The organism is Pseudomonas farris (assembly GCF_019145235.1).
Lineage (GTDB): Bacteria > Pseudomonadota > Gammaproteobacteria > Pseudomonadales > Pseudomonadaceae > Aquipseudomonas > Aquipseudomonas farris.
Genome location: NZ_JAHSTV010000004.1, coordinates 253,846 through 276,401 on the forward strand (window position 1 = coordinate 253,846; position 22,556 = coordinate 276,401).

The following is a 22,556-nucleotide window of genomic DNA, read 5'->3' on the forward strand; positions in this document are numbered from 1 at the left end:
CGCAAGCCACTCTCGCATTGTTTTTTGCAGTTTCAATAGGAGATCCGCACGCTCGCATCACCCTGGGCACCCTGCAGCAGACCACCTACGAGTACGACTAGGCCGAAACTCCCACCCCGCTTGGGAGTTTCGGCCGATGCGCAATTCCCGGCGCTTGGTCATAGTTGTAGAGGTCAATGGTCAGACCTCAATGACCGCAATTGCTCGGGAGAAATATCATGGCTATTGCAATCACCGGCGAGGACGTTGTGCTAGACGAAACGGCCGGGTTACAGAACGCCACCGCCACGCCAACCCCTGCAGGAGACGCTGACGACAACGACATTCTGGTGGCATCCCTGCCCTCTTCCTTCTCTACCCGTTTGACCGCACTTGGAGCAGGTACCGCAACGGGTGCGGCCTTGAGTGGCTACACCGGTGTCGCGGGCAACACGGGCAGCAATGCGTTCACCATCAACGGCGGCGGAAGCATTACCGATATCCGCTTCGTCGACAGCGCTGGCGCCCCCCTCAATGGCGTGGACAGCGGACTGGACACCCTTGATGGCACCAGCATCCTTCTCTATACGGACACGAACAACAACATCCTTCTGGGCCGAGCCGGGGGCGCGGATGGCGCGATCGTGTTCGCTGCCTACATTGAAGAAACCGGATCACCGGTCACCGGCGGCAAGATCTGGACCGTGGAGTACCAACCCCTCAAGCACCCAGATGCTACGAACCCCGATGATTCGCTCAATCTGCTGGATAAGGTGTTCATCGGAGCCACTCAGGACCTGGATTTCAGTCTTGCCGGTGCGCCCTCCGGTCAGAACCTGTTCCTGATGTTCACGAAAGCGAACCCGACAACTGAAACTGTCAATGGTGTCGTGCGGATCACGGATCCCACCATCATCGCCACCGGTAAGGACCCCGCAGACCAGTCAAGCGGTGCCAATATAAATACTGGCGACACGGTCAATACCAGCCAGGGGGGTGGCTCGACCACCATCGGCACCAACAATCAGATGATTGTGGAACAGGAAGGCATCCGCTTTTCGTTCGTCACAGGCGCCAGGCAGGATGTGACCGTTCCCAACCTTAGTCAGACCGAAGCAGACGTTGAGTCCAACATCGACTTTACCAGCGTCTACAATACGACCTCGGCCAATTTCGACGTCGTGCAATTGCAAAGCGGCAAGAGTGCCGTGGTAAAAATCAGCGCATTCAGTACCGCTGCTGAACCTGGCGTGAACTTCATCAACGGCTATGCGAACGATACGCCGGTTGCCATCACCAATGTTCGCGTCATCAACAATAGCACCGGGCTAGTGATCGAGAATTCAGACGGAACAGTGAATGATCCGGCGATTACCATCAGCTTTTCTGCTGCCGGGGTTGCAACCATCACCGGCGTCTTGGCCGGTTACCAGATTGAATACACCACAACGTCGAACCACAACCGCGTGCTCATCGAGAACGGGGCGGCCATTGACGCCAGAGGCAATGACCACGCCGATTTTGATATCGGCGGCTTCACGCTGCGCCAAGCCTCTACTTCGATCGCCGAAATCGGCTCCAAGATGATCTTCGAGGACGACGGCCCGAGCATCAGCATCACCGGCAGCGAGCCGGCGCTGACGGTAGACGAAACGGTGCTGGCGACCGACGCCACACAGAACTTCGCCGCCAACTTCAGCTCGGCGTTTGGCGCTGATGGCCCGGGTACGCTGACCTATGCGCTGGGCGTGGTACCGGGGGCCTCAGGGCTGACCGACACGGCCACGGGCGAGGCAGTCAACCTGTCGCTCAACGGCACAGTGGTCGAAGGCCGCACGGCCACGACCGGCCTGCTGGTGTTCACGGTTAGCGTGGCCGCCAATGGCGACGTTACGCTCGATCAGATTCGGGCGGTGGTGCATCCCGATGCCACCAATCCCGATGATTCGACGACGCTGTCGGCGGACAATCTGGTGACGCTGACGGCGACCACAACCGATGGCGACGGCGACAGCGTTCAGGCAACGCTCAACATCGGACAAAACCTGGTGTTCAAGGATGACGGCCCGAGCATCACCGCCAGTGGCGAGGAGCCAACGCTGACGGTAGACGAAACGGTACTGGCGACCGACGCCACACAGAACTTTGCCGCCAACTTCAACTCAGCGTTTGGCGCTGATGGCGCGGGTACGCTGACCTATGCGCTGGGCGTGGTAGCGGGGGCCTCCGGGTTGACCGACACGGCCACCGGCGAGGCAGTCAACCTGTCGCTCAACGGCACAGTGGTCGAAGGCCGCACGGCCACGACCAACCTGCTGGTGTTCACGGCCAGCGTCGCCGCTAATGGTGACGTCACGCTCGACCAGCTCCGCGCAGTAGTGCATCCCGATGCCACCGATCCCGATGACTCGACGACGCTGTCGGCGGACAATCTGGTGACGCTGACGGCAACCGTGACCGACAAGGACGGCGATAGCGTTCAGGCGACCCTCAACATCGGGCAAAACCTGGTGTTCAAGGATGACGGCCCGAGCATCACCACCACCGGCGAGGAGCCGACGCTGACGGTAGACGAAACGGTGCTGGCGACCGACGCCACGCAGAACTTTGCCGCCAACTTTAGCTCGGCGTTTGGCGCTGATGGCCCAGGTACGCTGACCTATGCGCTGGGCGTGATGCCGGGGGCCTCCGGGCTGACCGACACGGCCACGGGCGAGGCAGTCAATCTTTCGCTCAATGGTGGCGTGGTAGAAGGCCGCACGGCCACCTCCAACCTGCTGGTGTTCACAGCCAGCGTCGCCGCTAATGGCGACGTCACGCTCGACCAGCTCCGCGCAGTGGTGCATCCCGATGCCACCGATCCCGATGATTCGACGACGCTGTCGGCGGACAATCTGGTGACGCTGACGGCGACCACCACCGATGGTGACGGCGACAGCGTTCAGGCAACGCTCAACATTGGGCAGAACCTGGTGTTCAAGGACGACGGACCGAGCATCAGCACCACCGGCGAGGAGCCAACGCTGACGGTAGACGAAACGGTGCTGGCAACCAACGCCACGCAGAACTTTACCGCCAACTTCAACTCGGCGTTTGGCGCTGATGGCGCCGGCACGCAGACCTATGCGTTGGGCGTGGTGGCAGGGGCCTCCGGGTTGACCGACACGGCCACGGGCGAGGCGGTCAACCTGTCGGTCAACGGTGGCGTGGTGGAAGGCCGCACAGCCACGACCAGCCTGCTGGTGTTCACGGTCAGCGTCGCCGCTAATGGTGACGTCACGCTCGACCAGCTCCGTGCAGTGGTGCATCCCGATGCCACCGACCCCGATGATTCGACGACGCTGTCGGCGGATAACCTGGTGACGCTGACGGCGACCGTCACCGATGGCGACGGCGATAGCGTTCAGGCAACGCTCAACATCGGGCAAAACCTGGTGTTCGAGGATGACGGACCAAGCATCAGCGCCTCCGGCGAGGAGCCGACGCTGACGGTGGACGAAACAGTCCTGACCACCGACGCCACCCAGAACTTTGCCGCCAATTTCAACTCGGCGTTCGGCGCCGATGGCCCGGGTACATTGACCTATGCGCTGGGCGTGGTACCGGGGGCCTCCGGGCTGACCGACACGGCCACGGGCGAGGCGGTCAACCTGTCGCTCAACGGCACAGTGGTCGAAGGCCGCACGGCCACGACCGGCCTGCTGGTGTTCACGGCCAGCGTCGCCGTTAATGGTGACGTCACGCTCGACCAGCTCCGCGCAGTGGTACATCCCGATGCCACCGATCCCGATGATTCGACGACGCTGTCGGCGGACAATCTGGTGACGCTGACGGCAACCACAACCGATGGCGACGGTGACAGCGTTCAGGCGACGCTCAACATTGGGCAGAATCTGGTGTTCAAGGACGACGGACCGAGCATCAGCGCCACTGGCGAGGAGCCGACGCTGACGGTGGACGAAACATTCCTGGCGACCGACGCCACGCAGAACTTTGCCGCCAACTTCAACTCAGCGTTTGGCGCTGATGGCGCGGGTACGCTGACCTATGCGCTGGGCGTGGTAGCGGGGGCCTCCGGGTTGACCGACACGGCCACCGGCGAGGCAGTCAACCTGTCGCTCAACGGCACAGTGGTCGAAGGCCGCACGGCCACGACCGGCCTGCTGGTGTTCACGGCCAGCGTCGCCGCTAATGGTGACGTCACGCTCGACCAGCTCCGCGCAGTGGTGCATCCCGACGCCACCAATCCAGATGATTCGACGACGCTGTCGGCGGACAACCTGGTGACGCTGACGGCGACCACCACTGATGGCGACGGCGATAGCGTCCAGGCGACCCTCAACATTGGCCAGAATCTGGTGTTCAAGGACGACGGGCCAAGCATCAGCACCACCGGCACCGAGCCAACGCTGACGGTAGACGAAACGGTGCTGGCCACCGACGCCACCCAGAACTTTGCCGCCAACTTCAACTCGGCGTTTGGCGCTGATGGCGCGGGTACGCTGACCTATGCGCTGGGCGTGGTGGCGGGAGCCTCCGGGCTGACCGACACGGCCACCGGCGAGGCAGTCAACCTGTCACTCAACGGTGGCGTGGTGGAAGGCCGCACGGCCACGACCAACCTACTGGTGTTCACGGCCAGCGTCGCCGCCAATGGTGACGTTACGCTCGACCAGCTCCGCGCAGTGGTGCATCCCGACGCCACCAATCCAGATGATTCGACGACGCTGTCGGCGGACAACCTGGTGACGCTGATAGGGACCGCAACCGACAAGGACGGCGATAGCGTCCAGGCGACCCTCAACATCGGACAGAACCTGATATTCAAGGACGACGGTCCATCGCTTGCATTCGGTAACCTGATCGGCACCGGTAGCGTTCTGCCGCAATTCGGGTTCTGGGACAATTCGGCGGGCGCCGACGGGTTGGGTGCGGCTGGTCTGGATATCTCTGTGAATAGCCAGTTCACCCTCGTCAGGCCAGACAACACGACCACCACCGGGACCGCCACGCTCACCGAGCAGTCGCCCTCACCGGACGGCAATGGCGCGTACCAATTCGCAGGGACGTTGACGGGTGATTTCGACAACAACGCCGCAACCGCGGATACCAGCGTCGACTACACGCTGACCGCCTATGCCGATGGCCGCTATGCACTGGATCTGGTGCAAGGCTTCCGTTCGGAGATCGTGCTCAGCACTGCCGACGGCGCGCTCGGTGCCGGCGGCCCGGATCCCGTGCGCACCTTGTTAATTCCGGAGCAGGATCCGCCGACTATCCCTTCGCCATCTGAGGAGGTTGTGTTCTTTTCCGCGAAGGCACTTGCGTCCACTTCGGACATCCTGACCGGTATCGGCCTTGGGGAACCCGACCCCACCGAAGCCCAGATACAGACCAACCCCCTGCCCTCGTACATCGACCCGTCGGCCATGAACGTCAGCACGGCCGGCATCGGCGTCGCCAACAACCTGTTCCAGGGAGACAACCTGGCGGCAATCGGCGTTGACGACGAAAGTTTCGTCGTCAATCCGGAGAGCCTGCTGACGGGCATGAGGGTCTTCATCGACAACTCCGTGGGAGGTTACAACACGGCGACCGAGGACCTGTACTACAGGGCCTACTACGAGGATGGTACGTTCTCGAACCTCATCGAAGTGAACACCCTGACTCCGGAGGCAGGCGGACAGGTATCCTTCCTCATTGAGAGCGATGGCACGAATCTGATTGACGCTGTTCAGCTCACGATGGCCCGAGGCGAGATCAAGATCCCGACGATCCAGTTCATTCAGGAGAGCGAGAGCCTGGCCAGCGATGTCCAGCTGACGTTCAACGCGACGCTGACGGACAAGGATGGGGACTCGGCGACGAGTACCTTCGACGCCAACCTGTTCGCCAACGACTCGGAGGATGCCCTCTTCGACTTCTCGCTGGTGGGCACAGGCGGTGAGCGTGATGCCTTCAACATCGATTTGTCAGTCGATGAGAACCTGTACCAGGTCACTGGCTTCGATGCGAGCGCAAACCTGCGAGACGCCCTGGTGCTCAACGGCGACCAGAGCGCGGTTGTCCAATCGATCGACATCAGCGGTGCAGACAGCATCGTGACGGTTGCCGAAACGGGCGGACAAGTCACGACCATCACCTTGGTCGGGGTCGATCTTCTGAGTAGCGACATTGTTTACGGCAGCGTCTGAGAAACGCGCGTAAAAAGATGCGAGGGTGGCGAAAGCCACCCTCGCATTTTTTTTTGCAGTTCCAATAGGAGATCCGCACGATCGCATCAACCTGGGTACCCATTGGCAAGCCACCGACAAGGACGGCGATACAGTTGTCGGCCCAGGCGCGCCAGAGGATGTCAGAGCGTCTTTTTTTGACGTGAAACCAAATCCAGTTCCACCCACGAGGACTCGGGTGGCTTTTCGTTGTTGGTGAGCCCGTGCTTCAGCGCATACATCAGCAAATCGATACGGTTGATCAGATTAAGCTTTTGATAAATGTTGCTGAGGTGGTTGTGCACGGTGTGTTCACTGATGCCCAGGCGCCCGGCGATGCTCATGTATTTGGCGGACGGATCCCCCACAATGGCGCGAATAAGTTCCCTCTCGCGCAGCGTCAGCCGCGCCTGTTTCGCCTGCTCCAGATTGCATTTCAAGTGTATATGCTCAGTCGCGGAATAGCCGGAAAGCCCACCGGCCCAGGCTCTATCCTTTCCGGTGTCGCGGTGGTGGACCGTGATGATGGCCTGGATGATCGATTCCGTCGGATCTTCCGCCAGCACGATACCCCGTGCGCCCGCCTCTATTGCCTGGGCAACGGGGACGGCTTCGTACAGGCCCTTGAGCACCAGCACTTTCATTTCGGCGTTGCGGGTGAGCCCCGCAACGACCTCCAGTGGGTTCAGCGCATCTGGAAAGAAACTGAAAAAAATCACATTGGGACGCAACTGATCGGCAAGATCCAGCGCATTGGTATAGGTGGTGGCCTGGCCGCTCACTTCCATCTGAGGCTTCCTGGCATTGATCAAATCTTGAAGGCCCATGAGAACGAGGGGACGACAATCGATCAGCATCACGCGTATTGTTTTTCTGTGGGTCGTCATTACTTTCCTGACTCCCTTGAAGAATTAACTCTGACCTCCCTCCCTTGGCCTTCCTGGGTCAGCAGCTCGCTCACCTGACCACCGTGATCGAAGGACAGATGCGAACGCTGGCAGGCCTTCACCGTGCCCACTCGGGCAACACTTCCACTGGCTTCACCGACAGAGACTGCAGGCGTTTCCAAAAACCGGGCAAAGCCATCGAGGCAACATAAATAGGAATAATCATCAATAGCTTGCGCATGATTGATGTGCTCCCTCGAGCTGTTCAACTGAGTCTAGGCCAGCCCAAGGCGCTGCCAGCCTGCACATCCGCCAGTCGTCGATTCAAGCCTGATGCAAGTCGTTCGGCCGATGTTTAAAAGGATAAATACTCCCTATAAATTCAATGGTTTATGAGCGCCAAGGGCGACCTCCGACCAACGTCTGACCGCGATCAAAATCGTCAATTAACCGACAAATGGTTTGCGTACAAGAACAACCGTAACACTGGCGTCAATTTATCGGCGAGACTCGCCTCCTCGATCCATGAAAATGCTTGCAGTTCCAGGTCTTGCCGCTGGTTTTACCTACCAAGTGCGCTTGGGTAGCCACATGACTGCGGTGCTCGATTTTCTGGCGACAACACATAGCAACCAACACCTGAACTGCTGGAGGTTATGGTCCAAATGAGGGCGCAAGTCGGGACGGGGATCGATAGTGCGGCAGAATCAGTGGGATGTGAGGCTTTGGCTAGAGCTGCCGGGACTCAACCAGGCATTAACGCTTTCGACACCCTCGGCAGGCGGCTTTCCCGCCCAGCGATTGAGAGTAAGGACATTTGTGACGAACTCGTATTGCGCCTTGAGCAGGTCACGACGAGCCCGGAATTCGTTGCGTACGCTGGTCAGTACATCGACGGCATTGACCATTCCGTAATCGAGGGCTTTCTCTGCCGCCACTCTGGACAGCTGTGCCGAGGCCAGGGCATTGCGGCTCGCATTGATTTTTTCTCCGCTCGAATTGGCGGTCAGGTAAGCGCTGGTGATCTCCTTGACCACCCGGCGCCGGATCGCTTCCAGCTCCTGCTCAGCGGTAATCTGATCCTGGTAAAGCCCACGGACCCGCGCCGAGGTCGAGCCGCCGCTGTACAGCGGCACCTGCACGCCGATACCGGCGACATAACTGTCGGTGCGCGGCTGCAGGGTATTGTTGTAGCCCTCGTTGGTCTGCTGCGCGCTCAGCGTAAGGCTCAGGGTCGGATAGTGCCCGCCCTTGCCGCTACGCAACGCTGCGCCCGCGGCTTCCACACTGCTCTCGTTGGCCTTGAGCGCCGGGTTTAGCGCTATACCGTCGCGGACCCAGGTTTCCAGGCTCTGCGCTGAAACCCGCAGTTGCACGTCATCGCGAATCCGGTTGAGCTTTTCCTTGACCGGCCGGCCGACGATCTCCGCCAGTGCCTCGCGACTGATACTGGCCTGGTTCTGGGCATCCAGCTCCTGCGCCGCCAGCAAATCTACCCGGGCCTTGAGGTCGAGCTGATCAGTAATCATTGCCAGCTGCTTTTCGTACAACGCATTGACTCGGTCCAGACTCTTTTGCGTGGTTCGACGCTCCGCTTTCACCAACTCCAGTTCATCTTCGGCCGCCAACGCGGTGAAGTAACGCTGCGCCAAGTCCACCGTGGCTTCGGCCTGGGCGTCCAGCGCTTGCGATTCGGACTGCTTGGCCAGACTTTTGAATTTTTGGTAGTTCTCCCACGCGGCCTTGTTGTAGAGGTACTGACGCAGCACCAGGCTGTAGTTCTCGCTGTCGTAACTGCGCTGCACCAAGTCGCTCTCCTGATGAATCCGATTGTTCCCGGCGTTGAGCGATACTTGCGGGAACAGCGCACCCATAGCCTCGCGCTGATGTTCCTTACCCGCCTGCGCTTGCGCATAGGAGGCCAACACCCGCGGATCCTCCAGCCGTGACTCACGATACAACTGCATGAGGTCGGTGGAAAACGTCGAGGCGCTGACCCCGGTTGGCGTGGCTGCTGGGGTTTGCGCCAGGGCGGCTCCCGCTGCAAGCATGAACGCACCGCCCAGCAGAACTGCCGATGCGTTCATGGTTATTCCTCGATCATCGATTGAGCCATGGCATCGCGAGCCGGCTGCATCAAGTACTGCAACAACGTGCGTTGCCCGGTGATGATCAATACGTCCGCCGGCATCCCCGGCAACAACTTGCGCTCACCCAAGGTGCGCGCACCCTCCTCGGTTACCCGCACCCGCGCCAGGTAATAGGCCGTCCCGGCCTTTTCGTTGACCAGCCGGTCAGCCGATACGCTGCTGACCTCGCCTTCGATCACCGGAGTGGTCGAGCTATTGAACGCGCCGAAACGGATATCGGCACGCTTGCCGATGGCGACACGATCAATATCCACCGGCGCCACCTGGGCCTCTATGACCAGCTCGGAAACCGAGGGCACGATATCCAGCAGCGGCGTCGCCGGGCTCACGACCCCCCCAATGGTGTGCACTGTCATGCCAATCACCATGCCCGCGTCGGGTGCGCGGATGACGATACGACTGAGCCGGTCTTCCAGGGAGGAGGTTTTCTCTTGCAGGTCGTACATCCTGGTCTGCACCTCGGCCAGCTCCTTGACCACCTCGGTACTGAAATCCTTGTCGATTTGCAGAATCTGCAGCTGTGTTTCGTTGATCTGCAGACGAGTCTTGTTGATAGCTGAACGGTGATCAGCCACCTCCGACCTGAGCATCCCCAGCTTGCGTTCCTGCTCGAGCAGACGTTGTTTGTCAACGAACCCTTGCTTGAGCAGGTCGGTCAATTCAACGATTTCACCGCTGTAGGATTTCTCCAGATGAACCTTGGCGCCAATCATCGCCTCCAGCCCCTTGATCTGTTGATTCAACTGGCCAATGCGCTCGCGCAACACCGAGATCTGGCCCAGCCGCGAGCCCTGCCGGGCGTTGAATACCTGGGTCTCGCCCTGACGCGCTTCCACTCCTCGCAGACTCTCGGAATCGGCTATCTCCCCAAAGCTGATCGCCGACAGTGTGTCGCGCTCGGCTCTGAGCCTTGCCTCCATGGCTCTGGTCGCAACCAGCTGGCCTCGGGTTATCTCGTATTCGAAGCGCAACTGGGCATCATCAAGAATGATCAGCGGATCACCGCGCTTGACGATGTCACCGTCATGGACCAGTACCGCTTTGACGATGCCCCCTTCAGGGTGCTGGACCGTTTTGCGGTAAGTCTGCACGGTGACCACTCCCGGCGCGTAAGCGGCACCGTCGAGGGGCGCGAGCGCCGCCCAAGTGCCGAACAGGCCGAAGGTCACCCCTACAATACCAATGCCCAGGCGGCGTGCTTTACGATCAGATATCGGCAGGCCGGCGAAGCTTTCAATTTGACGACTGGGCATCGTAGGGTTCATCGGCATCGCCCTTGCTGGTTTTGACCGAAGCCATGCTGGCGCCTGCCGACATGGCGTGCTTTTGCGCCTGTTGTCTCTGCGCGTTGAGTTCGGCGAGCACCTGCTCGCGTGGCCCGTAGAGACTGATAACCCCTGCGTTCATCACCATGAGTCGGTCAAGTTGCGACACGATGTTGGTTCGGTGAGTAATGACGAACAGGGTCGCGCCGGTCTGCTTGAGCTGCTGAATGGCAGCCACCAGGGCACGATCACCGACTTCGTCAAGATTGGAATTGGGCTCGTCGAGAATAATCAGTCGCGGGCTGCCATACAGGGCACGGGCCAGCCCGATGCGCTGGCGCTGCCCTCCCGACAGCATGAGGCCCTCACTGCCAATGACGGTGTCGTAGCCATCGGGCAACTGCAAAATCATTTCGTGAACGCCAGCGGTCCTGGCAGCCTGAATGACTTTCGCCGAGTCGACCTCGGTGAAGCGGGCAATGTTCTCGCTGATACTGCCTTCGAACAGTTCAATGTCCTGGGGCAAGTAACCTATATGCGGCCCAAGTTCATGTTTGTCCCACGCGCTGATGTCCGCGCCATCGAGCCGGACCACACCATGCAGCGGCACCCATACCCCCATCAGTGCCCTGGCCAGGGTGGACTTGCCCGCGGCACTTGGACCGATGATGCCGACAACGCAGCCGGCAGGTACGCTGAAACTTATGTTGTTGATGATCGGCGTTTTCGAGCCAGGTGCCGCAACAACCAGACTCTCCACCTGCACGTGCCCCTGAGGCGCCGGCAATGACATACGCTCGGGCTGAGCCTGTTGTTTGTCGAGGATGTCGTTGAGACGGCGGTATTGCGAGCGGGCCGCAATAAAGCCCCGCCAACTGCCGATGATCAGATCGATGGGGGCCAATGCGCGCCCTAGCAGCACGGCCCCGGCAAACACCAGGCCAGCCCCCACTTGATGGTCCACGGCCAGGTACGCCCCCAGGCCAAGGATCAGTGATTGCACCAGGATCCGGAAGGTCTTGGAAAGCGTGCTGATTATGGCGCCTCTGTCGCTCGCCTCGGCCTGCAGCAACAGAACGTTTCTTTGACGAAGTCCCCATCGGTCCATAAGGGTTTCAAGCATGCCCATGGATTCGATGACTTCAGCGTTGCGCAGATTTTTCGTGGTGTAGAGCGTCGCGCCAATATGTTCCTTGTTCGCTTGGGCCAGCGCCGGCCCCGTCAGCCTCTCATTGATAAACGCGAGCAATAACAACAGCAGCGCACTGCCCGTCGCTACCCAGCCAAACCAGGGATGAAACATAAACATCACGGCGATATAGATAGGCAACCAGGGCGCATCGAAAAAGGCGAACAAACCGTTACCGGAGAGAAACTGTCTCAAGCCCGTCAAGTCGTTGAGCGACTGGGCCGAGGCATCCATGCCGCCACTGTCCAGAGCCCGTTTGAAACTGGCCTTATAGACTTGGCGACTGAGCAACACATCCAGTCGGGTACTGACCCGAACCATGATGCGCGAACGAATCCACTCCAGGGAACCGAGCGTGATAATCAGCCCGGTCATGATAAGCGTCAGCATTGCCAGGGTTGTCAGGCTTCCGCTGGCCATCACTCGCCCATACACCTGAAGCATATAGAAGGTAGGCACGAGCATGAGCGCGTTGATGAAAAAGCTGAAAAAACCAACAGAAATAAAACTATCTCTACAGGCTTTCAACGCATTTTTCAGGCTGTTTTCAGGTGTGCTTCGCATTGAAACCCCTGCTCGCAAAAACCATCTTTTGGAGCTTAGATCATGCCGAACGACTGTGTGTAGCCATCGGCCGGATCACCTCCCCCTGCAACGACCCGGCGGTGAGGAGCGCCAAGCTATCGGCGACGAGGCCAGGATGCGCTATGACGAGCTGTCGCCCTTATCGCGGGCTGATGAGAGGTTTCTGGTGCAGGGTTACTGGCTAAATAGCAGGATTTCCAGGCAAGCGCTGCTTTGGTCGTGCGCCCTCCTTCACTTATGGCAATCCGATGGTCGGCACCGACAGGCCGTACTTCGTCGACCAAATCAACATGTTCACCGGGTGGCAGAGGCTCAGAGGAAGGCAGTCAAGCCCACGCACTGCGACAAAATCCATCGCAGTGCGTAGCGCTCGCTGACTGACGGGGGCTAGTCATTTACAGATCGGTGATTTCCTTATGGCGAGGTACCAGCGCCTTCATGACACTCCATGCCACCAGATAAGCCAACGCACAGATAGCAAACATGATCATGTAGCCGGTATGAATATCACCGATCAGCTTGTAGTGATCGATCACCCAACCCCCGATCTTGGTCATCACTACACCGCCCAAGCCGCCGGCCAAACCGCCAATACCGACCACCGAAGCGATGGATTTTTGCGGAAACATGTCCGACACGGTGGTGAAAATATTGCACGACCATGCCTGGTGCGCCGATGCGCCCACGCCAATCAACAGCACCGGCACCCAGAAACTGATGTAACCCAATGGCTGCGCCAGTAACACCAGCAGCGGGAAGAAAGCGATCACCAGCATGGCTTTCATGCGACCGTCATACGGCGCATCGCCGCGTGACATGAAATAGCTGGGGAACCAGCCGCCGCCGATACTGCCGACCATGGTCATGCTGTACAACACGGCCAGCGGCATCACGATGGCCTCGCCTTTCATGCCGTATTGCGCCGATAGATAGGTGGGAAGCCAGAACAGGAAGAACCACCACACACCGTCGGTCATGAATTTACCGAAAGCAAAAGCCCAAGTCTGACGGTAGGTCAGCAATTTGAACCACGATACTTTCTTATCGGCGACACCCGGTACCGGGCGGGTGACCACCTGCACGACCTGATCGCTGCGGATGTAGGCCAGTTCCTGCGCCGAGAGGCGTTTTTGCTGCTCCGGCTTCTCGTACAGTGCAATCCATACACCCACCCAAACGAAGCCCAACATACCGATCACGATGAAAGCCGCTTCCCAGCCCCATAGGCTGGCGATCAGCGGCACGCAGATCGGCGCCAGGATCGCGCCCACATTGGCACCGGAGTTGAAAATGCCGGTGGCAAAGGAACGCTCTTTCTTCGGGAAATATTCTGCGGTGGCCTTGATTGCAATCGGGAAGTTTCCCGCTTCGCCTATCGCCAGCACGGCGCGCGACACCATGAAACCTGCGATCGAAACCGGAATCATGGCAATGCCGAACGCGCTGAACACGGCACCAATCCCCTCACCCAACGGCACCGCGAAGGCGTGCATGATCGCGCCAGTCGACCAGATGCAGATCGCCACCACATAGGCGGTCTTAGTGCCGATCTTGTCGACCACCCGGCCGGCAAACAGCATGGAAATCGCGTAGACAAACTGAAAGACCGAGGCGATGTTCGCGTAATCGCTATTACTCCAGCCAAATTGCGTCGATAGGTCCGGCGCCAACAGACTCAATACCTGGCGGTCGAGGTAATTGACGGTGGTGGCAAAAAACAACAGCGCGCAGATCGTCCAGCGATATTTGCCGACGGCCTGGCCGACTCGCTGAGCATTGATGGGCTCGTTCAGATTCATGGCATCACTTTATTGTTGGATTAGGGTGATGATCTCTCGGTTTTAAACGAGATCAATTGGGTCTTAGAGCATCGTCGAAACGCGTTGAGGCCGCGCCAAGGCAAGCAGCCAAGATCGCAGCTTTGGAATGGGCGTTTAGGGAGATGGGTAAACGGGATGAATTCATGATGGGGCCGACACTTTTTTATTTTTAGGGTTGAGCAGTCGATAAATCGTCTGTCGTCGTACAACTGTGCTTTTTATATCGACTCCAATACCGCGCTGTCAATCTGAGAAATGGCCGTCTGTCTCAAAGGTCACTCGCCTAGATTCTGATTTAATCCAGATAACCAGGGCTATGTGGGTCGGCGAGCTTCCAACTCTCCCGGTGTGACGCCAGGTATCTTGCTCAACCATAGTCATATGATCACCGAACCCAATCTGCGGCGATCTGCGCTCCTTCCTTGCACGGCTCGGCACTGAAAAACTACTTTTTCGGGGCTGATAAAGTCTTGCCGTGACCTATCGAGCAGGGCTTATTCAGAACCCTCCTGAAACCGCGCCCGATACCGCCCCGGGCTCTCCCCCGTCCACTTCTTGAATGCCCGATGGAACGCGCTCGGCTCCTGAAATCCCAACTGTTCGGCAATATCGCTGATGCTCGCCTTGCTCTGGCGCAACCGTTCAAACGCCACCGCGCGCCGCACTTCATCCTTGATTTCCTGATACGAACAGCCTTCGCGTCCCAGTTTCCGGCGAAAGGTGCTGGGGCTCAGGTGCTGCTCCTGGGCGAAGGCCTGCAAGGTCGGCCATTCGCTGTAATGGCTGTGGCGCAAGCGCTGATGAACCTGCGACGCCATCCCATGCTGGTTGCGGAAACGGATCACCAGCCATTGCGGGGCGGTGCGTAAAAACACTTTCAGCGAGGCAAGGTCTTGAACCACCGGCAACCGCAGGTAGTGACTGGCGAACTCGATTTCGGTGCGTTCGGTGCCGAAGGTCAGGTTGGGGCCCCAGAGCATGGCATCATCACGCAGCGACAAACGCTGATGACGAAAGTCCGCACGATCGATAGGAATACGCCGCCCGCCCAGCCAGCACAGCAGACTGATCATCAACACCAGAAACGTTTCTTCGCCCAACCGGCTGACCTCACTGTTCTGCGAACAGGTCTGCAAGCTGATGACCGCACGCTTGCCACGCACACTCAACGTGCCGCGAAAATCACGCAGGAACAGAGCGAAATTGGCCAGGCACTGAAGCATGGCTTTTTCCAGTGTCGGTTCCTGAATCAATGCCCGACAGATCAAGGCAAAACTGCCTGGTGGCATTCCATGGGAGTCCAACCGGAAAAATTCGTCGTTCAACTCACGAATCTGCACCAGCCACAACGCGGCGAAAGCCGTGGCCGGCACCCGTGCCGTCGGCTGATCCATCAGTGCCGGATCAATTCCCACCTGCTCAAGTACTGTCCGCAGGCGCTGCGGTTCCTCACGTAGCGCATGGATCATGGGGTACATGAAGTAAACCGCCACTGAATCCGTTTCCCGCATTTGAATGCCTCTCTCGTCACATCTGAATATGGCAAAAAACGCCATCACCCTTGAACAGTTTTGGCATAGGCCTGTGGCGCTGCTGATTCTAGACTCGTGCTCAACAAAAAAGACCTATTCAGAGAGCCAACATGAACCATTCCGATATTTTTGTAGTGAGCGCCGTCCGTTCTGCCATTGGCAGCTTTGGCGGTTCACTCAAGGATGTGCCGCCTATTCAGTTGGCAACCGACGTTTGCCGCGCCGCTATTGAACGATCAGGCCTGGCGCCCGAGCATATCGGCCATGCGGTGATGGGACATGTGATCCCGACCGAGGCACGCGATGCCTACATCTCTCGGGTCGTAGCGATGAATGCCGGCCTGACGAAAGAGACACCTGCCTTCAACGTCAATCGCCTTTGCGGTTCCGGTTTGCAGGCGATTGTCAGTGCCGCGCAAAGTTTGATGCTGGGGGATGCGGGCGCTGCGCTGGCAGGTGGCGTCGAGTCCATGAGCCGAGGCGCGTACTTGTTGCCGCAGGCGCGCTGGGGCGCACGCATGGGCGACATGCAGGCCGTCGACTACATGCTTGGGGCCCTGCAAGACCCGTTTGCCGGTTTCCATATGGGTATCACCGCTGAAAATATCGCCGAGCACTATGGCATCACGCGCCAGACCCAGGATGAATTGGCGCTTCTCAGCCAGCAGCGTGCTGCCCGAGCGATTGCCGAAGGGCGTTTTGCCGGGCAGATCGTGCCGATCGAAATAGCGACCCGCAAAGGGACGGTTTCGTTTGCGACGGATGAGCATGTACGGGCCGAGGTCAACGTCGAGCAATTGAGCCGCATGAAACCCGCCTTCAAAAAGGACGGTAGCGTCACCGCCGGCAACGCATCTGGCCTCAATGATGGTGCCGGTGCACTGATCATGGCCACGGGCCAAACTGTTCAGGAACAAGGCCTCAAGCCAATGGCCCGACTGGTGGGTTATGCCCACGCCGGCGTGGAACCTTCGATGATGGGGCTGGGACCGATTCCCGCCACCCGTCTGGTGCTCAAGCGCGCCGGCCTGACCGTTGCCGACCTTGATGTGATCGAGTCCAACGAAGCCTTCGCGGCCCAAGCCTGTGCCGTAGCGCAAGAACTGGGCTTCGATCCGCAGAAGGTCAACCCCAACGGTTCGGGCATCTCGCTGGGCCATCCGGTGGGCGCCACTGGCGCGATCATCGCGACCAAGGCGATTCACGAACTGCATCGCTGCCAAGGCCGGTATGCCCTGGCGACCATGTGCATCGGCGGCGGCCAAGGCATCGCCGTGTTGTTCGAACGGGTTTGATAAGGACATGCGCATGAATCTTCAAAACATTGGCGTCATCGGCGCCGGCACCATGGGCAATGGCATCGCGCAAGTCTGCGCCCTGGCCGGCATCAATGTGACGTTGATCGACATCTCCGAGAGTGCTTTGCAAAAGGCAATCGCGACCGTCGATAAAAACCTCGATCGGCAGGTCGCCAAAAACACGCTGACCCATGAGCAAAAGCTCGCTGCCCTCGACAAGATTCGCACCAGTACCGATTACAACAGCCTGCAAAACGTGCAGATGGTGATCGAAGCCGCCACCGAAAACCTCGACCTGAAACTGCGCGTGCTGCAACAAATCGCCGCGCAGGTCAGCGCCGACTGTGTGATTGCCTCGAACACGTCGTCGCTGTCCATTACTCAACTCGCTGCCAGTGTCAGTCAGCCTGAGCGCTTCATCGGTCTGCATTTCTTCAACCCGGTGCCGGTCATGGGCCTGATCGAAGTGATTCGTGGCCTGCAAACCAGCGATGCTACCCACGCCTTGGCGCTGGACATGGCGACCACACTCGGCAAAACCGCGATCACCGCCGGCAACCGTCCGGGTTTCGTAGTCAACCGGATTCTGGTCCCGATGATTAATGAAGCGATCCTGGTGTTTCAGGAAGGCCTGGCCAGCGCCGAAGACATCGACGCCGGCATGCGCCTGGGCTGCAACCAGCCGATCGGCCCGCTGGCGTTGGCGGACCTGATCGGCCTGGACACTGTGCTGGCAATCCTTGAAGCCTTCTACGACGGCTTCAACGACAGCAAATACCGCCCCGCTCCACTGCTCAAGGAAATGGTCGCCGCCGGCTACCTGGGACGCAAAACAGGGCGTGGCTTCCATGCCTACGCCTGAGCGTTGCTCGCGCTTCGCCGAATACCGGGACAAGGTGCTGGAGCTCTTTGCCAGCAAGGGTTTCGGCCAAGTCGGCATGCGTGAGCTCGCGACCTGCCTGGGGCTCGCCCCGGGCTCGCTGTATCACCATTACCCCAGCAAGCAGCACATGCTGCTCGACCTGATCGAGGAGTTCTACGAAGAGCTGCTAGCCACCCTGGGGCGCATCGAACACGCGGCCCCGGCAAAACGCGACAGACTCAACCAATTGATCCGCGCGCACCTGAATCTGCATCGGGAGATGCCCTGGCATTTTCGTCTGGTGGAGCGCGACAGCGGCTGCCTGAATGAAGAGCAGCAGGAACGGGTCCGGCAACTGCGCGAACAGTACGAACGCAAGTTGCTGCTGATGCTCGGCGTCCGACCCCGATTCAGTGAACAGGGCCGGATGGCCGCCGGTCATGCCATTGCCGCCTTGCTCAACGGCGCGCCCAGTTGGCTGACGCACTATTCGCTGGATGAACAAGAGCGCGATAATCTGATGGAAAACATGGTGAGTGGCGCCATTGAGCGGTTGCTGGCGCCAAGACGCCCACCTGAGGCGATAAGCCTCGCCCCGTCTCTAGAAAAAATATCTAGAAAAAACCAGACACCCGCCGCGTTATAAAGCGTTACAAGAAGGTCTGCCCACCAGCACTTGTCCTATCCTTTCATCAACCCACAACTCCGGACATCGAAATGCCCGCCCCCGAATCAACCCTGCTCCAGAGCTGGCACCACAATGCCCAATCCTGGATCGAGGCTATCCGCACCGGCACCATCGAAAGCCGCCTCAAGGTCACCGACCAGGCAATCCTGCTGGCGGTACTAAGCCGCCAACCCGAGCATGTGCTCGACCTGGGCTGCGGCGAGGGTTGGCTGTTGCGTGCGCTGGCTGAACGGGCCATCGAGGCGGTCGGTGTGGATGGCGATGCGACGCTGGTCGAGGCGGCGCGGGCGGCGGGCTCTTCGCGGGTGCATTTGGCGAGCTATGAAGAGTTGGTGGAGGCGAAGGTGGATATCGGCAGCGACTACGACCTGATCTGCGCCAACTTCGCCCTGCTGCACCAGGACATCATCCCCCTGCTCGCCGCCATGAACGCCCTGCTCGCCCCTGGCGGTGCGCTGGTGATCCAGACGCTGCATCCATGGACCGCGGCGGCGGGCGACTATCAGGATGGTTGGCGGGAGGAGACCTTCACTGGGTTCAAAGGGCAGTGGCAACCCATGCCGTGGTACTTCCGCACGCTGTCCAGTTGGCTCAATGCGCTGGACATGGCCGGTTTTCGGCTGGCCAGCCTGCAGGAACCGCAGCACCCGCAAAGTCCTGTGCCGCAGTCGTTGCTGTTGGTGGCTGAACAACGGAGTGATTGCGATTAGCCTGGGGCAAAAGTAGCCATCTTGATCCAGGCCTCAACAAGCCCGACAAATGACGCACAAACAAAAACGCCGCTCAAAGAGCGGCGTTTGTGCGTTTGGAGCGCAATACAAGATTCACCTGTATTTTGCGCGCCTCAGGGCGTTTCAGCTCCAGGGACGGTCTCCATTCTCGTCCTTGATGCGGGTCGGCAGACCCATCACATCCAGCGCCTTGAGGAACGGCTCGGCTGGCAGCTCCTCGACGTTGGCCATGCGCTGCACATCCCACTCCCCGCGTGCGACCAGCAGGGCTGCCGCCACAGGTGGCACGCCAGCGGTATAGGAAATGCCCTGGCTGTCGGTTTCTGCGTAAGCTTCTTCGTGGTCGGCCACGTTGTAGATGAACACTTCGCGCGGCTGGCCATCCTTGGTGCCTTTTACCAGATCACCGATGCAGGTCTTGCCGGTGTAGCCAGGCGCCAGCGAGCTCGGATCAGGGAGCACGGCCTTGACCACTTTCAGCGGCACGACTTCCAGGCCTTCAGCGGTTTTGACCGGTTGCTCGGAGAGCAGGCCGAGGTTCCTGAGTACGGTGAACACATTGATGTAGTGCTCGCCAAAGCTCATCCAGAAACGCACGTTGGGCACGCCGAGGTTCTTCGACAGGGAGTGCACTTCATCGTGGCCGGTCAGGTACAGATTCTGCGCCCCTACAACCGGCAGGTCGTCGGTGCGTTTGACTTCGAACATTGTGTTGCTGGTCCACTGACTGTTCTGCCAGCTCCACACTTGTCCGGTGAATTCGCGGAAATTGATTTCCGGATCGAAATTGGTGGCGAAATACTTGCCATGGGAACCGGCATTGACGTCGAGAATGTCGATCGAATCAATACGGTCGAAATACTGTTGTTGTGCCAACGCTGCATAGGCGTTGACCACACCCGGGTCGAAGCCCACACCGAGGATCGCGGTGATGTTCTTCTCTTTGCATTCTTCGAGGTGCTTCCACTCGTAGTTGCCGTACCAGGGCGGCGTCTCGCAGATTTTGCCCGGCTCTTCGTGAATCGCGGTGTCCAGGTAGGCCACGCCGGTATCGATGCAGGCACGCAGCACCGACATGTTGAGGAAGGCAGAACCGACGTTGATGACGATCTGCGATCCGGTTTCGCGGATCAGCGCCTTGGTCGCCTCGACATCCATAGCGTTGAGCGAGAAGGCTTTGATGTCAGCGGGCTCTTTGAGGCTGCCCTTGGCCTTGACGCTGTCGATGATGGCCTGGCATTTGGAGATGTTGCGCGACGCGATAGCAATACGACCGAGTTCATCGTTGTGCTGCGCGCACTTGTGGGCCACCACCTTGGCGACACCTCCTGCACCAATGATAAGTACGTTCTTCTTCAATTTTTCTCTCTCTCCTTCTCTGCCAGCTTACGAAAGGCTGGACATGTAGTCGTTGTAACCAAACTCACGAACCACCTCGACACTACCGTCGAGTTGTTTCACTACGATGGACGGCATTTTCAGGCCGTTGAACCAGTTCTTCTTGACCATGGTGTAACCCGCAGCGTCGATGAACGACAGCCGATCGCCGATGGCCAAAGGACGATCAAATTGATACTCACCGAAAATGTCGCCGGCCAGGCAGGATTTGCCGCACACCATGTAGGTGTGTTCGCCTTCGCTGGGCGCCAGCTTGGCATTCAGGCGATAGATCAGCAGATCGAGCATGTGCGCCTCGATGGAGCTGTCCACGACGGCCAGGTGCTTGCCGTTGTAAAGGGTGTCGAGCACGGTGACTTCCAGCGATGCGCTCTGAGTGATGGCGGCTTCTCCCGGCTCCAGGTAGACCTGCACGCCGTATTTTTGCGAAAAGGCCTTGAGCCGCGCGCAGAACTCGTCGATCGCGTAGCCTTCACCGGTGAAGTGAATGCCGCCACCCAGGCTGACCCACTCGACCTTGTGCAGCAGATGGCCGAACCGCTCTTCGATGGTGCACAGCATCTGGTCGAACAGGCCGAAATCGGCGTTCTCGCAGTTGTTGTGGAACATGAAGCCCGAGATCTGCTCGATGACCTGCTCGATCTTCACCGGATCCCACTCGCCCAGACGGCTGAACGGCCGCGCCGGATCGGCCAGCAGGTAATCCGAGCTGCTCACCTGCGGATTGACCCGCAGACCGCGCACCTTGCCTGCTGAAGCTTCAGTGTAGCGCTGCAACTGGCCGATGGAGTTGAAGATGATCTTGTCGCAGTTGTCGAGCATCTCCTCAATCTCGTCGTCGGCCCAGGCCACGCTGTAGGCGTGGGTCTCGCCAGCGAACTTCTGTCGACCGAGCTTGAGCTCGTAGAGCGACGACGACGTGGTGCCGTCCATGTATTGCTGCATCAGATCGAATACCGACCAGGTGGCGAAGCACTTGAGTGCCAGCAGGGCCTTCGCCCCGGACTGTTCGCGCACATAAGCGATCTTCTGCATGTTCGCCAGCAGCTTTTGTTTGTCGATGAGGTAGTACGGCGTCTTGATCATTTCGAGGCCTCCGGCAAGGCCAGCCAAAAAAAGGATGCGCATTGTGCCTTCACTGGCTACATATCGAAAGAGCAGAGAGCGCAGATCGCTGAGTCGCCCTAACTGGATCCAAAGAGGCAACGCCACCGGCGGCTTGAACGGCCGTCAGTCAGTGCTGCCCAGAATGATGCATAGCGGGGCGCCGCGCCATCGGATGCTGCCTGGTCCTCACGGTGACGAAATGCCGTCTTCGATGCATAAAAATTCGTCATCGTTTTGTAACCTTCCAATAGCAATACTCAGGCTGCTCAACGCCTGCTGTTTTTTCTGCTGCCACTTTAGGCGGCTTTTTTTTTGCTTGATGATTTTGGCATCAGCTTTGCCCGCTTCGGTCAGCCCGGCGGGCTGGGTGATGTCGCACTCCACATGCGCGCGCCGTCATGATGGGAAGGCAGTGGACTGGAGGGAAAAGGCGTCCTTAAGAGCGCCTTCGTCGGCAAGTCTGGCTCCTACGAAAAGCGGTTTACTCGCTTAACTGACTGACCAGGTTTTCAACGGCCAGAGCCAGTCTGCATGTAACGCCTGCCTGGCATCTCTTAAACAGCTTGCCTTATACGAAAAAGTCTCTTTTAAACCACCACCACTTCTTCAAATACATCAGTCAACTTCTTTTAAGACATAACCCAGCATCAAATCATCGAAGGCGATCCGCACTCACACTTCATCGCGCCGGAAGTTATCCCCCTCAACAAATAAACCCATCACCTATCAGCACACTGCACCTGATTGGACAGTCATTATCTTGACGCATTCAACTAACACTTTCCACGAATAACATAACGCTTTAATAACACTCAAATTAACATTAACAAGCCTTGCTGACTTTTTATAACAA

Annotated in this window: 15 protein-coding genes; 5 read left to right on the forward strand and 10 right to left on the reverse strand. The window is 58.9% G+C overall.

The window, feature by feature from the left end:
* Positions 1–218: 218 nt before the first annotated feature.
* On the forward strand, positions 219–6,173 hold the full coding sequence (locus KVG95_RS29745; protein ID WP_225922979.1) for a DUF5801 repeats-in-toxin domain-containing protein: 5,955 nt from the start codon (positions 219–221) through the stop codon (positions 6,171–6,173).
* Positions 6,174–6,334: 161 nt separating this feature from the next.
* On the opposite strand, the gene KVG95_RS10205 is transcribed toward KVG95_RS29745, so the two are convergent.
* From KVG95_RS10205 to KVG95_RS10230, 7 genes are all read right to left on the reverse strand, one after another.
* A complete protein-coding gene (locus tag KVG95_RS10205; RefSeq protein ID WP_123722444.1) occupies positions 6,335–7,078 on the reverse strand; it encodes a response regulator transcription factor in 744 nt (247 codons plus the stop codon).
* A gap of 118 nt (positions 7,079–7,196) precedes the next feature.
* Entirely contained in the window at positions 7,197–7,319 is a 123-nt protein-coding gene (locus KVG95_RS30025) for a hypothetical protein (protein ID WP_264082251.1), read from the reverse strand.
* Between the two features lie 466 nt (positions 7,320–7,785).
* Positions 7,786–9,165, reverse strand: coding sequence for a TolC family outer membrane protein (locus tag KVG95_RS10210; protein WP_217856145.1), 1,380 nt, complete (start codon positions 9,163–9,165; stop codon positions 7,786–7,788).
* Between the two features lie 2 nt (positions 9,166–9,167).
* Positions 9,168–10,481, reverse strand: a complete 1,314-nt coding sequence (locus KVG95_RS10215) for an HlyD family type I secretion periplasmic adaptor subunit (RefSeq protein ID WP_217856147.1) — start codon at positions 10,479–10,481, stop codon at positions 9,168–9,170.
* Entirely contained in the window at positions 10,462–12,246 is a 1,785-nt protein-coding gene (locus tag KVG95_RS10220; protein ID WP_217856503.1) for a type I secretion system permease/ATPase, read from the reverse strand. The genes KVG95_RS10215 and KVG95_RS10220 overlap by 20 nt, the downstream gene beginning before the upstream one ends.
* A 416-nt stretch (positions 12,247–12,662) precedes the next feature.
* A complete protein-coding gene (locus KVG95_RS10225) occupies positions 12,663–14,066 on the reverse strand; it encodes an MFS transporter (protein ID WP_217856149.1) in 1,404 nt (467 codons plus the stop codon).
* 515 nt (positions 14,067–14,581) lie between these two features.
* Positions 14,582–15,598, reverse strand: coding sequence for an AraC family transcriptional regulator (locus KVG95_RS10230; protein ID WP_217856151.1), 1,017 nt, complete (start codon positions 15,596–15,598; stop codon positions 14,582–14,584).
* A gap of 131 nt (positions 15,599–15,729) precedes the next feature.
* Between KVG95_RS10230 and KVG95_RS10235 the strand changes: the two genes are divergently transcribed.
* The 4 genes from KVG95_RS10235 to KVG95_RS10250 all read left to right on the forward strand — a co-directional run bounded on the left by KVG95_RS10235 (position 15,730) and on the right by KVG95_RS10250 (position 19,177).
* Complete coding sequence (locus KVG95_RS10235; RefSeq protein ID WP_217856153.1) at positions 15,730–16,914, forward strand: acetyl-CoA C-acyltransferase family protein; 1,185 nt, start codon at positions 15,730–15,732, stop codon at positions 16,912–16,914.
* A gap of 13 nt (positions 16,915–16,927) precedes the next feature.
* Complete coding sequence (locus KVG95_RS10240; RefSeq protein WP_217856155.1) at positions 16,928–17,779, forward strand: 3-hydroxybutyryl-CoA dehydrogenase; 852 nt, start codon at positions 16,928–16,930, stop codon at positions 17,777–17,779.
* On the forward strand, positions 17,766–18,425 hold the full coding sequence (locus KVG95_RS10245) for a TetR/AcrR family transcriptional regulator (protein WP_217856157.1): 660 nt from the start codon (positions 17,766–17,768) through the stop codon (positions 18,423–18,425). The genes KVG95_RS10240 and KVG95_RS10245 overlap by 14 nt, the downstream gene beginning before the upstream one ends.
* 71 nt (positions 18,426–18,496) lie before the next feature.
* A complete protein-coding gene (locus KVG95_RS10250; protein ID WP_217856159.1) occupies positions 18,497–19,177 on the forward strand; it encodes a class I SAM-dependent methyltransferase in 681 nt (226 codons plus the stop codon).
* 144 nt (positions 19,178–19,321) lie between these two features.
* Here KVG95_RS10250 and KVG95_RS10255 read toward each other — a convergent pair whose 3' ends face one another.
* From KVG95_RS10255 to KVG95_RS10265, 3 genes are all read right to left on the reverse strand, one after another.
* Positions 19,322–20,557 (reverse strand): saccharopine dehydrogenase family protein, encoded by a 1,236-nt coding sequence (locus tag KVG95_RS10255; protein WP_217856161.1) that lies wholly within the window; start codon positions 20,555–20,557, stop codon positions 19,322–19,324.
* A gap of 27 nt (positions 20,558–20,584) precedes the next feature.
* Positions 20,585–21,682, reverse strand: coding sequence for a carboxynorspermidine decarboxylase (nspC, locus tag KVG95_RS10260; RefSeq protein ID WP_048393627.1), 1,098 nt, complete (start codon positions 21,680–21,682; stop codon positions 20,585–20,587).
* Between the two features lie 207 nt (positions 21,683–21,889).
* On the reverse strand, positions 21,890–22,087 hold the full coding sequence (locus KVG95_RS10265; protein ID WP_123722430.1) for a hypothetical protein: 198 nt from the start codon (positions 22,085–22,087) through the stop codon (positions 21,890–21,892).
* Positions 22,088–22,556 lie beyond the last annotated feature (469 nt).